The organism is Flavobacterium sp. PL12 (genome assembly GCF_039123485.1).
Classification (GTDB): Bacteria; Bacteroidota; Bacteroidia; order Flavobacteriales; family Flavobacteriaceae; genus Flavobacterium; species Flavobacterium weaverense.
In genome coordinates, this window is sequence record NZ_JBANDI010000009.1 from 75,881 (window position 1) to 89,598 (window position 13,718).

12 protein-coding genes are annotated in these 13,718 nt (G+C 32.7%); 5 read left to right on the plus strand and 7 right to left on the minus strand.

Annotated features, from left to right (window positions below; translation table 11 throughout):
• Positions 1 to 120 precede the first annotated feature (120 nt).
• The 6 genes from RCH19_RS06135 to RCH19_RS06160 all read right to left on the minus strand — a co-directional run bounded on the left by RCH19_RS06135 (position 121) and on the right by RCH19_RS06160 (position 4,968).
• Positions 121 to 1,053, minus strand: a complete 933-nt coding sequence (locus RCH19_RS06135) for a transglutaminase (protein ID WP_343022478.1) — start codon at positions 1,051 to 1,053, stop codon at positions 121 to 123.
• Between the two features lie 22 nt (positions 1,054 to 1,075).
• On the minus strand, positions 1,076 to 1,927 hold the full coding sequence (locus RCH19_RS06140) for a substrate-binding domain-containing protein (RefSeq protein WP_343022479.1): 852 nt from the start codon (positions 1,925 to 1,927) through the stop codon (positions 1,076 to 1,078).
• Positions 1,924 to 2,454 carry a GNAT family N-acetyltransferase gene (locus tag RCH19_RS06145; protein ID WP_343022480.1) on the minus strand — a complete coding sequence of 177 codons (531 nt, stop codon included), beginning with the start codon at positions 2,452 to 2,454 and terminating at the stop codon, positions 1,924 to 1,926. Before RCH19_RS06145 ends, RCH19_RS06140 begins: the two co-directional genes overlap by 4 nt.
• A 127-nt stretch (positions 2,455 to 2,581) precedes the next feature.
• A complete protein-coding gene (locus tag RCH19_RS06150; RefSeq protein ID WP_343022481.1) occupies positions 2,582 to 3,451 on the minus strand; it encodes a nucleoside phosphorylase in 870 nt (289 codons plus the stop codon).
• A 109-nt stretch (positions 3,452 to 3,560) separates the two neighbouring features.
• Positions 3,561 to 3,890, minus strand: coding sequence for a translation initiation factor (locus RCH19_RS06155; protein ID WP_343022482.1), 330 nt, complete (start codon positions 3,888 to 3,890; stop codon positions 3,561 to 3,563).
• 127 nt (positions 3,891 to 4,017) lie between these two features.
• Entirely contained in the window at positions 4,018 to 4,968 is a 951-nt protein-coding gene (locus RCH19_RS06160) for a 2-oxoglutarate and iron-dependent oxygenase domain-containing protein (RefSeq protein WP_343022483.1), read from the minus strand.
• A gap of 167 nt (positions 4,969 to 5,135) precedes the next feature.
• Here RCH19_RS06160 and RCH19_RS06165 point away from each other — a divergent pair, with 167 nt between their 5' ends.
• Both RCH19_RS06165 and RCH19_RS06170 read left to right on the plus strand, forming a co-directional pair.
• Positions 5,136 to 7,112: a dehydrogenase E1 component subunit alpha/beta gene (locus RCH19_RS06165; RefSeq protein ID WP_343022484.1), complete on the plus strand. Its 1,977-nt coding sequence runs from the start codon at positions 5,136 to 5,138 to the stop codon at positions 7,110 to 7,112.
• Positions 7,113 to 7,437: 325 nt separating this feature from the next.
• The gene (locus tag RCH19_RS06170; protein WP_343022485.1) at positions 7,438 to 7,659 is read left to right on the plus strand and encodes a hypothetical protein; all 222 of its coding nucleotides are present in this window, start codon (positions 7,438 to 7,440) and stop codon (positions 7,657 to 7,659) included.
• 39 nt (positions 7,660 to 7,698) lie between these two features.
• Here RCH19_RS06170 and RCH19_RS06175 read toward each other — a convergent pair whose 3' ends face one another.
• Entirely contained in the window at positions 7,699 to 9,243 is a 1,545-nt protein-coding gene (locus RCH19_RS06175; RefSeq protein ID WP_343022486.1) for a hypothetical protein, read from the minus strand.
• A gap of 155 nt (positions 9,244 to 9,398) precedes the next feature.
• Here RCH19_RS06175 and RCH19_RS06180 point away from each other — a divergent pair, with 155 nt between their 5' ends.
• The 3 genes from RCH19_RS06180 (at position 9,399) to ilvD (ending at position 13,690) form a co-directional block, all read left to right on the plus strand.
• On the plus strand, positions 9,399 to 10,574 hold the full coding sequence (locus RCH19_RS06180) for a 2-isopropylmalate synthase (protein WP_121925675.1): 1,176 nt from the start codon (positions 9,399 to 9,401) through the stop codon (positions 10,572 to 10,574).
• Between the two features lie 53 nt (positions 10,575 to 10,627).
• Positions 10,628 to 11,743, plus strand: coding sequence for a 3-isopropylmalate dehydrogenase (gene leuB, locus RCH19_RS06185; RefSeq protein ID WP_343022487.1), 1,116 nt, complete (start codon positions 10,628 to 10,630; stop codon positions 11,741 to 11,743).
• 273 nt (positions 11,744 to 12,016) lie between these two features.
• The gene (ilvD, locus tag RCH19_RS06190; protein ID WP_343022488.1) at positions 12,017 to 13,690 is read left to right on the plus strand and encodes a dihydroxy-acid dehydratase; all 1,674 of its coding nucleotides are present in this window, start codon (positions 12,017 to 12,019) and stop codon (positions 13,688 to 13,690) included.
• Positions 13,691 to 13,718 lie beyond the last annotated feature (28 nt).

Consider the following 13,718-nt stretch of genomic DNA (forward strand, 5'->3'; position numbering starts at 1 on the left):
TAAGTTTGCTCAAGATAACAAAATATAATTTGCTTGAATTCATATTAACATCATTTTCACTTTCGATTAAGCAAAAAAATTAAGTGGTATTGATCTACATAAATAATTTGTAAAAAACACTTAATCTAATGTTAGCGCTCCTAAAATTTCTTCTGATAAAAACGGGCCGCCAGGATATCTAGCGGTATAATCTAAATTCATCCATATTTGGCCACGTTCGTCTACATGATAAAAGAGCTTTTTGTCGCGGCTTTCGTTTGGGAACAATATGTTTTTAATTAGAAAATTGACTTTTTCTAAGTCCGCGTGGGAACCTATTAAGATCTCAGGGTAGATGTGCCCTTTAGTATGTATCAAACGGGGAGTTCCACCAATTGCTCTAACACATGCGGCCATCAAGATGGAATGGTCATCACAATCACCAGAAAAATATAGTAGTGATTCAGTTGCAGTGGCAATATAATCGCCAGCTTTTGGGTCACTTACATAGTTCCATCTGCTATTAATTTCCTTAAAAACGGCAAAACACTGAATTATGGTGCGGTATTCAGAATAACCTTTTAGATCTTTAAAATATTTTGATGTTGCCATCACAGCAAAATTTCGAACTTTTGGATTTTGGTATTCTATTGCATTTATAATTTTTGATTTATTTGGAAAGGGCAGAAGTTTAGCTATAATAATATCCTGCGGATACGGATTATATGACATGCTATACATCATTGAATTATAATCGTCATATACATTATTAAATCCATAATTACCTATCGTTGAACCGTAACCCAAAACCAATAAGTAAACGATGATACAAGGAATAATAAATTTTCGTAATAGTCTAAGAATGATTTGAATAACCACAATCATTACTATAAAGAGAATAACACGATCAATGTTTAAAAACCAGTTTGGATTTATTAAATTTTGATGTAATATGATAAAAAGCGGGATGGCTATCAAAATATTCAATACAAAAATAATAACATCATCCCATGGTTTTTTGACCTGAAGTTTTTGTTTTATTTCTTGAAAATTGATGTTTTCGATTTTTATCATAAGCAATAATAAAAACAGTAATCTACACTGTTTTTACAATATCCTCAAAAGTACCTTTTTTATCTATAATTTTAAGTTGAAGAAGCTGATTTTGAACTTTGTTTAACATTTGTGATGTTAATGATTTTTGCGACCAATGCGTTAACGAAAGCCATTCTTGGATATCTTCTGTTTTCTGATTGTAATTTGATGCCAACGATTTATCAATACTTGGGATATCTTTAAACTCTTGAGTTGTCTGATTTATAACAGAAAGAATTTTTGAGATAATTGTTGGGTCAGTTTCTAAAACTTCATCACGAACTGCAATTACAAAGCATGGCCAAGGCGTAGGACAATCATCAATTCGTCGGAAAGTACCATTATCCACAAGCGGTTTAGTCATAAAACGTTCCCACATAAAATAATCTGCGGTTCCGCTTGTAAGTGCTTCGACTGCGCCATCGATAGTGTTTACAATTTCAAATTGTAAGTTTTCTGTTTTCCAATTTTGGTTATCCGCATTTACGTAAGCCATTAATTGCGATCCAGAACCCAAACGAGAAATAGCCACTTTTTTATTTTCTAAGTCAGCTAGCGTTTTATAATCAGATTTAGCATGCACGTGAATTCCCCAAATTAAAGGGCTTTCAACATACACCTGTACAATCTTGCTTTTATTTCCTGCAACAATATCTTTTACAATTCCTTCTGTTAGGATAACAGCGATATCAGTAGATCCATCGCGAAGCATTTGGCACATTTTTCCTGTTCCTTCAGGAACATCAGTCCATTGCAAATCAATATTTTCTTTTTCGAAATCTTCATTATCTATTGCTAAATGCCAAGGAAGATTAAAATGTTCTGGTACTCCAGCTATTTTTATTGTTTTCATAGTATTGCTTCATTTTTTAATTCAAACCAGTTCCATAACACTCCATTTTCGAGATAGTTCTCGGTGATTTTCATGCCAATCTTTTTTAAAATTGCATTGGAAGCAGCATTTTCAGAATGTGCTGCTGCCATAATTGAATTTAGTTTCATGGTATTGAAACCGTAATCAAGCCAAGCAAACGCAACTTCAGAAGCATATCCTTTTCCCCAAGCGCTTTCATTGAATCGGTAACCGATATCATAAAAGTTTATTCTATTGTTTAGTTTTTCAGTATTATATTTCAATCCAGCCCAACCAATTAATTTATTACTTTCTTTTTCAATAACTACAAATCTTCCAATTTTGTTCTTGACGTATTGAGTTCTAATCATATTAATATACTCGTTGACTTCATCAATAGAATTCATTGGTTTATTCCACAAATATTTATGAACGTTTGGATTACAATCCATCTCGAATAGTGCTTCTGCATCTGATAATTTCATTTCCCGAAGCAATAGTCGGTCCGTCTCAAGTATTAGATTCATATTTTTTAAAATTATTAGGATGTATTTAGCGATTTTTTAGCCCTGATCGCAACGGCATCCTTTTGTACTCCGGCTGAGGAGTGCAAAAGATACAGTGAAGAGCAGGAAATAGCTTCCAAAAAAAAATTTAAGCTTGCGCCAATTTGTCTAAAGTATAAGCAATCAATTCGTCGACTGCTTTGTATGGATCTTCACTAAATGTTCCCGAAGCACGATTAGCAATTATCGCATTTAAAGAAAGTGCATTATGTCCTAAAAGTGCTGAAAGTCCGTATATAGCGCCAGTTTCCATTTCGAGATTGGTGATTCTATTACCTTCAAAATGAAAATTATCCATTTTAGAATTTAAATTTTCGTCTTGGATATTCAAACGTAAAACGCGTCCTTGAGGACCATAGAAACCACCAGCAGTTGCTGTAATTCCCTTGTGCATTTTGTCGCTTTCAATCATTTTTTCTAACTTTTCAGAACAAGCGATAACATAAGGCTTTCCTTTTTTAGGGTCCCAATTCGTGTGTTTTACGAAAGCATCTTCCATATCGATATTAGAAACTTCATCAGTCAAATAGGAGCGGAGCATGTTATCTAATCCTAGACCAAACTTTGACATCACAAACGCATCAACTGGAATATCAGCTTGTAAAGATCCCGAAGTTCCAACTCTGATAATATTGAGAGAGGTTAATTTCTCTTTAGGCATTTTAGTTTCTAAATCGATATTTACTAACGCGTCTAATTCATTGATCACGATGTCTATATTGTCAGGGCCAATTCCAGTGGACATTACGGTGATTCTCTTACCTTTAAAAAGTCCCGTTTGAGTTTTAAATTCTCGTTTTTGAGTTGAAAATTCAATGCTATCAAAAAACTGAGTTATTTTTTCGACACGATTTTGATCACCTACAAAGATGATGTCGTGCGCGATATTTTCTGGTTTTAAATTCAAATGGTAAACAGTACCGTCTGGATTTAATATTAATTCTGATGATTTTATCATTGCTATTTAGGTTTAACCGCAAAGTTCACAATAGATTTCGCAAAGTTCACTAAGCTATTTAAATTTATTTTTTAAGAGAATACTAGATACTGTCCACTGAACAGGTGATTTAGCCCCCAACACGTTTTACTTTAAAGCCTTTATCTTTTAAAATCGTCATGATTTTATCACGATAATCTCCTTGTATGATTATGGAGTCGTCTTTAAAAGTACCTCCAACACTAAGTTTCGTTTTAATTTCTTTAGCTAAAATTTTGAAATCTTCTTCCGTTCCTTCATAACCTTCAATGATGGTTGTGGCTTTTCCTTTTCTCTTTTCGAATTTGCAAATCATAGGTTCTTTTTGAACATATAATTCATGTGCTGCTGCTTCAATAATTTCCTCAGGACCTGGTTCGTGATCTGGAAAAAGGTTTTTTAATTGGTCTTGTAAGTCCATGATAATTTAATAAAAAATTCAAAAAACAAATTCCAAATTCCAATATTTTGCGACGTTTAAATTAGTCTCATTTTCTTGGATTTTGGAATTTATGTATAATTATTGCTCTTCCCGGCGATTTAAGGTTTTACTTTTTAATTAACCCTAAATCTACTAAACGTTCATATAAATAAGCGCCTGCTGTAATATCTTCAAATTTCTTTGGATTTTCTGCATCGATGCAGTTTTCCAAACAATCTAATTTCATATCGCTAACAGGATGCATAAAAAATGGTATTGAATAACGTGAAGTTCCCCATAATTCTCTAGGTGGATTTACCACTTGATGAATTGTAGATTTTAATTTGTTATTAGTGTGACGTGATAACATATCACCAACATTAATAACCAATTCATCTGGTTCAGCAATTGCGTCAATCCATTCGCCTTCATGCGTTTGTACTTGCAAACCTTTTCCTTGTGCACCCATTAATAGGGTAATCAAATTAATATCTCCATGCGCTGCTGCACGAATTGCATTTGCAGGTTCAGATGTAATAGGCGGATAGTGAATAGGTCTTAGTATCGAATTTCCATCTTTAGCAAATTTGTCAAAATAGAATTCATCTAATCCTAAATGCAAAGCCAAAGCTCTCAATACATAAACACCTGTTTTTTCTAGCATTTGGTAAGCGTCTTTACCAACTACATTGAAACGAGGCAATTCCTTCACTTCTACATTTTCTGGATATTCAGCTGCGTATTTTGAATCTTTTGAGACGTATTGTCCAAAATGCCAAAACTCTTTTAAATCTCCTTCTTTGCGGCCTTTAGCATGTTCTGTTCCAAAAGAAACATAACCTCTTTGTCCACCAATTCCTGGAATTTCATAACTGTGTTTTGTTTGTAATGGTAAAGCGAAAAAATTTCTAATTTCACCATACAATTCATCAACAAGTTGGTCGTTTAAAAAATGCCCTTTGAGTGCTACAAAGCCAATGTCTTCAAAAGCACTTCCGATTTCATTTACAAATTTTTGTTTACGTTTCGGGTCATCCGAAAGGAAATCACGCAAGTCAACACTAGGAATGTTTTGCATATCTATTTTATTTAATAAATTACAAGAGATAAATCTTGTAAACACAAAGATAAAGAATAATTTTAATTCCAAATTTTTAAAACAATTATTAAAATAAAAAAATATAACAATTTATAGTGAAACTGTTATATTTTTTTATCTTTGAACTACACCAAAATATCGAAAAAATGACCTTTGACAGAAAAAATCTTACTGATAATCAATTATTAGATTTATACAAAAGAATACTGAAGCCTAGGCTAATAGAGGAAAAAATGTTAATTCTAATCCGACAAGGAAAGGTTTCCAAATGGTTTTCAGGAATAGGTCAGGAAGCGATATCTGTTGGAATTACAGCTGTTTTAGATACTGATGAATACATTCTTCCAATGCATCGAAATTTAGGTGTATTTACTGGTCGAAATATTCCTTTATACCGTCTTTTTTCGCAATGGCAAGGAAAAGCTAATGGTTTTACAAAAGGTCGGGATCGTAGTTTTCACTTCGGTACGCAGCAATATAAAATCATTGGAATGATTTCGCATTTAGGACCTCAATTAGGAGTTGCTGACGGAATTGCATTAGCTAATAAACTAAAGAAAAACGGCAAAATAACTGCTGTTTTTACAGGTGAAGGAGCGACAAGTGAAGGTGATTTTCATGAAGCATTAAACATTGCTTCGGTTTGGGAATTGCCAGTTATGTTTGTTATTGAAAATAATGGTTATGGATTATCTACTCCCACAAATGAACAATACCGTTGTGAAAATCTTGCTGATAAAGGAATTGGTTACGGAATGGAAAGTCATATTATCGACGGTAATAATATATTAGAAGTTTTTAATCTTTTGTCAGAGCTAAAGGCTTCGATGATTGAAAGACCACGTCCTGTTTTACTAGAGTTTAAAACTTTTAGAATGCGCGGACATGAAGAAGCGAGTGGTACTAAATATGTTCCACAAGAATTAATGGACATGTGGGCTATTAAAGATCCAGTAGATAATTATAGAAAGTTTTTAAAAGATAATGGTGTACTTTCTGAAGAGTTTGATTTGGCTTTAAGAAATGAAATTAAGAAAGAAATTGATGAAGGTTTAGCTATTGCCAATGCAGAACCAGAGATTGAAGCTACTTATAGTGATGAATTGAAAGATGTTTACAAACCGTATCAGCATGAGGAGTTTAGATATTCAGAAGAAAAAGAAAATATACGTTTTATAGATGCTATTTCTAATAGTTTAAGAGAGTCGATGAAACGCCATCCTAACTCTGTTATTATGGGACAAGACATCGCTGATTATGGTGGTGCCTTCAAAATTACAGATGGTTTTATGGACCAATTTGGAAAAGAAAGAGTTCGGAATACACCTATTTGTGAAAGTGCAATAGTCTCTGCAGGAATGGGATTATCTATAAATGGTTATAAAGCGATTGTCGAAATGCAATTTGCTGATTTTGTATCAACAGGTTTTAATCCAATAGTAAATTTATTGGCTAAATCGCATTACCGATGGTTAGAAAACGCAGATGTTGTAGTTAGAATGCCGTGCGGTGGAGGAACTCAAGCCGGACCATTTCATTCGCAAACAAATGAAGCTTGGTTTACAAAAACTCCAGGTTTAAAAGTAGTTTATCCGGCATTTCCTTACGATGCAAAAGGATTATTGAATACTTCCATTAACGATCCTAATCCTGTGATGTTTTTTGAACACAAACAGTTATATAGAAGCGTTTATCAAGAAGTTCCAAATGACTATTACACTATTCCACTTGGAAAAGCAGCTTTGTTAAAGGAAGGGAATGATGTAACAGTTATTTCTTTTGGTGCAGCTGTACATTGGGCATTAGATACTTTGACAAAAAATCCACAAATTTCTGCTGATTTATTAGATCTAAGAACGTTACAACCTTTAGATACCGAGGCTATTTTTGCATCAGTTAAAAAGACTGGAAGAGTAATTATATATCAAGAGGACAGCATGTTCGGAGGATTGGCTAGCGATATATCAGCGATGATTATGGAAAATTGCTTTAAGTACTTAGATGCTCCAGTAAAGCGCGTGGCAAGTTTAGACAGCCCAATACCATTTACAAAAGCCCTTGAAGATCAGTATTTGCCAAAAGGCAGATTCGAAAATGATCTTAAAGAGCTTTTAAAGTATTAATTAATATTGTAAATCGGGAAGTTTAGAATTTACATTCTAAAAATAACCTAATATCCAGTAAATAATTATAAAGAATATAATTGTTCCGAAGCATCCGCCACCTAATTTTTTGGCACCGTATCCTGCTATAATTGTTTTAAAAAATCCGTTCATAATTTTAATTTTTAAGGTTATTAGTATACTTATTGATCGTTAAAAAAGTTCCTATTCAATTTTTATTTTTTTGAAAAACCAAAACAAATTTTTTTGATTTGATGATAAAAATAGTATAATAATTTGGCAAATGTTTAACGATACTTTAATTTTGAAACTTAATTTAAAAATTATGAAACCTCTTAAAGAAAAGTTGCTGATTAAAGATGCAACTATTAATAAAGTTCAATTTGATACAGAATGGTTTTATAAATTAGAAGACATGCAGTTTTATTTAAAAGAAGATTTATCTGAAGTGGAATTCGTTTTTCTTCCTATGACAATTGATGGAGAGCACGAATATTTTAAGTGTGCTGCGTTTGATGATATTATCAGAGGTAGGAAAGAATTATAATGACAAAAAAAAGAGGAGCAATTAGTTCCTCTTTTTTCTTTATCTATTACTTAATTTTGCTTTCTCTTTTATAATAGCACTTATTTTTTTATTCTCAATTTTGCTTTCCAGCCATGAGATAATGTCTAGATATAAGAATGCTCTTTTCTCATACGTGTTTTTTTCCAACTCTATAAAACGCAATCTCATTTTTATAAACTCCTTTTTTATATCACTTGGATAAATAGAATTTAGATTTTTCATAAAACGCATTATTTCCTTTTGAACTTCGTGCAAATCATTCATTTTTAGAAGAAATTTGTACGTATTTTTCAACTGATTTTCTAAATAATAGTCATTGCCTAACTCGTAATGCGCAATTAAACTCAAAAGTCTTGCAAAGCACATTAAATCCTCACGCATCGATAAATTCTTATTGCTAATTATCTTTTCTAGATAAAAAATACACTCGATATACTTTTCATTTCCAAAGTAAATACTAGCGATCTTGTAAAAGAATAACATTTCGTGATGCTCATCTAGATGCTCACTATGTAAATTTAACTTATGTAGAATTTCTGGAATGAGGTATTCACTCTCTGAAAAGGTTCCTTCCAGAATATGATAATTTAATTTATTATTATATAAGTATAAGAATGATAAAGACGCAATGTTGTCATTCACTGGAAATTTAACATCTTTTATAGTTTCTTCTAATTTTAGCAAATACTCTTTAAACTTAGATTTATATTTAAGCATAAATAAGGACTCAAGTAGATAGTGATTTCCTTTGAGAAAGAAGACTGGGTTCAGCGAAATCATACTTGGATGATCGTAAAAAAGAGTAACCCATTTATAAGCATATTTATAACTACTTAAAAAATCTTGTACTAAGAAACTGCGCCAAAGATTAGCGTTGTAGGACCAATATTTCTCTCTGAAACCAAATTTATTTTCGTCTAATTTTGAGATATGTTTGTTAAAATAAGTATCAATATATTTATATTCCTCGTCTGTTTTTACGTAACCCGTTTTTAACATTATGCCGTAAAGCTGCAGCGATAAATTAGACAGTTTACTAGAAATCGTATTCTGGTAATTCAGTTCTTTAGCTTGTACTACTAATTCATCTGCACGGCCTTGGATACTTCGAGTGATATACTGTGATTCGATTAACTTTTCGAATTCTACAATTTCATAAGCCATCAATTTCTCATCATTTTCCAATGCAAGAATTTTAGTTTTATCTAGAATTTTCAGACTTTGCTTATACAAACCTTTGTTATATAGGATTGTTGCAAAATCTATTTGTTCACGAAGTTGATACCTCATGTTTTGACTAGGAATATTCAGTCTTATGCTTACTAGAATTTGTTTATATAAGTACGATTTGAGATTCGATAATTGTACTTTTTTTATAACTCCACTTTTTAAAATCAGTTTTTCATCATAGCCTTCAGATTTATCAAGAATATTAAAAAGCTCGATAAATTTAGTGTTAGAACTTGTTTCTAATCTACTCGCAAAAATCTTGAATTGCCTTTTCTCAGACTTAGAAAGGGATTTTATTAAAACAAATAAAAAATCTTTTTGATGGTTAGCCATTGTAAATTAAAGAAGTGTAATACATTTAAGATCAATACATTAAGTGTGTTATGTATGCTTTATAAATAGTATATTCGGTTAAAATGAGTTTTATAATCAAAGCCTTCAGATATAACTTTGTTATTAAGATGTGAAATTACATTAAATAAATGAAAATGAATAGAGAGAAAGTCCAAATTTTTGATACCACTTTGAGAGATGGAGAACAGGTCCCAGGATGTAAGTTAGATACCAATCAAAAACTAGTGATAGCAAATCGTTTAGACGAGATGGGTGTTGACATTATTGAAGCTGGTTTTCCAGTTTCTAGCCCAGGCGATTTTCTATCTGTTACAGAGATTAGTAAAATTGTAAAGAACGCAACAGTTTGTGGTTTAACCAGAGCTGTAAAAAATGATATAGATGTTGCTGCTCAAGCACTTAAATACGCAAAAAAACCAAGAATCCATACTGGAATTGGAACTTCAGAATCACATATTGTTCACAAACTAAATACCACTAGAGAGGATGTTATTGCTAGAGCAAAATATGCTGTCGCACATGCTAAATCATATGTTGAAGATGTAGAATTTTATGCTGAAGATGCAGGACGAACTGATAACGATTTTTTAGCGAGAGTTTGTGAAGAAGCTATTAAATCTGGTGCAACAGTTTTAAATATTCCAGATACTACGGGATATTGTTTACCTGAAGAATATGGCGCTAAAATAAAATATCTAAGAGAAAATGTTAAGGGAATAGAGAATGTTATTCTTTCTTGTCATTGTCATAATGATTTAGGAATGGCAACGGCTAACTCAATCGCTGGTGCTGTAAATGGAGCAAGACAAATTGAATGCACTATTAACGGAATAGGAGAAAGAGCTGGAAATACTGCGCTTGAAGAGGTAGTAATGATATTCAAACAACATCCGTATTTGAATTTATATACTGATATTGATTCAAAACAATTAAACGAAATGAGTCGTTTAGTTTCTGAAAGTATGGGAATGATTGTTCAACCTAATAAAGCAATTGTCGGCGCTAATGCGTTTGCTCATAGTTCTGGAATTCATCAAGATGGCGTTATAAAAAACAGATCAACTTATGAAATAATGGATCCTCTTGATGTAGGTGTAAATGAGTCTTCTATCGTGCTAACGGCTAGAAGTGGTAGAGCAGCTTTAGCATACAGAGCTAAAAAAGTAGGCTACGAACTTTCGAAAGTTCAATTAGATATTGTCTACATAGAATTTTTAAGATTTGCAGATATTAAGAAAGAGGTTGTGGACAACGACATTCATCAAATTATTGAGGTCTGTAAAATACAAGATGAGTTGATTATAAATTAATACAGTTTTCAAGATTTAAAAAGTAGCATTCGAATATAAAAATAAGCAATCTTATGAATTTAAAAATAGCAGTTCTTTCAGGAGACGGGATAGGTCCAGAAGTTATTTTACAAGCAAAAAAAGCATTAAATGCTATTGCTATTGTTTATGACCATGAGTTTGTATTTGAGGATGCTTTTATTGGGGCAATTGCTGTCGAAAAAACGGGGAATCCGCTACCAGAACAAACACTAAATTTATGCTTAAATACTGATGCAGTACTTTTTGGAACTGTAGGCGATGCAGAGCATGACAATGATATAAATAATAAATTAAATCCTATTCAAGGTTTACTAAAATTGCGCCAAGCACTAGGTTTGTACGCAAATATTCGACCTATTAAACCTTACAAAGACCTTCTTGATTTATCTCCCTTAAAAAGAAAAATTATTGAAGACACGGATTTTATAATTTTCAGAGAAATTTCTGGAGGTTCTTATTTTTGTGAGAAAAAGATAAATGATCAGGGAACTGTAGCTTCAGACTTATGTGAATATACGGAAGAAGAAATTATCAGAATCTCTCATTTGGCTTTCAAAGCTGCGCAAAAAAGAAAAAACAAAGTTACTCTTGTCGATAAAGCCAGCATTCTTGAAACTTCTCGATTATGGAGAAGAACAGCGACTGAAGTTGCAAAAAATTATCCTGATGTAGCGCTAGAATTCCTTTTAGTTGACAATGCCGCGATGCAAATAATAATTAATCCTAAGCAATTTGACGTTATACTGACTGAGAATTTATTTGGTGATATATTATCTGATGAAGCTAGTGTTATAACTGGCGCTATTGGTTTATTGCCATCTGCATCATTAGGAAATTCAAGTGTTTTATTCGAACCAATTCATGGCTCTTTTGCAGAAGCAAAAAGAAGAAACATCGCTAATCCCATCGCTTCTGTATTATCAGCAGCAATGCTTTTAGAACATTTTGGTCTTCATCTTGAATCTGAAAAAGTGTACGAAGCTGTTCATAAAGCAATCGAATTAAATGTGGTGACGGCAGACTTAAATCCTTATTCAAAATTTGGAACAAATGAGGTAGGAGATTTTATTTCAAATTACATTTTGAGTAAAGACGACTTGTATTTTAAAAGCGATAATGTATATATCGGACAATCAACGATTGTTTAAGATTAAATTGTTAAAAAAGTATATTAATAATTGAGATTTTCTTAAAAATTGAGATTTTGTTTTTTTTATTACTTAAGTAGTCCTACTTTCGCAGAGTAAATAAAAGATTAAAATGCAAAATTCAATTATTATTTCTCTAATTATTAATGTCGTTGTGGTAAACACAAGCGCAGGGGAAATGGTATAGATATAAATTAAAATATATTTAAAACCTCCCGTAAATTGGGAGGTTTTTTTTTGGAATAAATTAAAAATTAGACAAATAACAACACAATGGAATTAAACAAGTATAGTAAAACAATAACTCAAGACGTGACACAACCTGCTGCTCAAGCAATGCTCTACGGAATAGGTCTAACTGAAGATGATTTGAAGAAAGCACAAGTGGGAATTGTGAGCATGGGTTATGAAGGGAATACTTGTAATATGCATCTAAATGATCTTGCAAAAGATGTTAAAAAGGGAGTTTGGAATGCAGATTTAGTTGGTTTAATTTTTAATACTATTGGAGTCAGTGACGGGATTTCAAATGGGACAGAAGGAATGCGTTTCTCACTAGTTTCAAGAGACGTAATTGCTGATTCTATTGAAACTGTAATGGGTGCACAATGGTACGATAGTATGATTGCAATTCCAGGTTGCGATAAAAATATGCCAGGTGCAATAATCGCAATGGGTAGAGTAAATCGCCCTGCTATAATGGTTTACGGAGGAACAATTCATTCTGGGAAATGGAAAGGTGAATCTCTAAATATTGTTTCTGCTTTTGAAGCATTAGGAAAGAAATTTAATAATACTATAACCGACGAAGATTTTAAAGGCGTAGTTCAAAATGCTTGTCCAGGTGCTGGAGCTTGCGGTGGAATGTACACCGCTAATACAATGGCATCGGCAATTGAAGCATTAGGAATGAGTTTGCCATACAGTTCATCAAATCCTGCTTTAAGTGATGAGAAAAAACAAGAGTGCGTTGATGCTGGTCAAGCGATACGACTATTGTTAGAAAAAGATATCAAACCTATGGATATTATGACTCGCAAAGCTTTTGAAAATGCGATTATGATGGTAGCGGTTTTAGGTGGTTCAACAAATGCCGTAATGCATATTATAGCAATGGCGCATTCTGTAGATATCGAAATTACGTTAAAAGATTTCCAAGATATAAGTAATAAAACACCTGTTTTAGCTGATTTAAAGCCAAGTGGTAAATACATGATGGAAGATTTACATCAAGTAGGTGGCGTTCCAGCGGTGATGAAATATTTATTGAAAGAGGGTTTACTTCATGGCGAATGTTTAACGGTTACCGGAAAAACAGTAGCAGAAAATTTAGCATCGGTTCCTGATTTAAGTGATGGACAAGATGTGATTCACGAAATTCAGAAAGCTTTAAAACCGACAGGTAACATTCAGATTTTGTACGGAAATTTAGCTGAGGAAGGTTCAGTAGCTAAAATTAGTGGTAATGAAGGAGAATTTTTTGAAGGTGAAGCTATCGTTTTCGAAAGTGAATTTGAAGTTATTCCCGGAATTCAAAGTGGTTTAGTTCATCCAGGTAATGTAGTTGTTATCAGAAATTGTGGTCCAAAAGGTGGTCCAGGAATGCCAGAAATGTTAAAACCAACTTCTGCGATTATGGGCGCTGGACTCGGAAATTCAGTTGCTTTAATTACTGACGGTAGATTTTCTGGAGGTACACATGGTTTTGTTGTAGGACATATTACTCCAGAAGCTTTTGATGGTGGAGGAATAGCACTCGTCAAGAACGGAGATGTAATTACTATTGATGCTAAACACAACACAATAAATCTTAAAATTTCTGATGAAGAATTTGCTGCTCGAAAAGCACTTTGGGTCCAACCCGAATTAAAAGCAACAAAAGGGGTGTTGTTGAAATACGCGAGAGCAGTTTCAAGTGCCTCAACAGGATGTGTTACAGATAAGTAAGCAGAAGAAAAAAAAGAAATTTCAATAC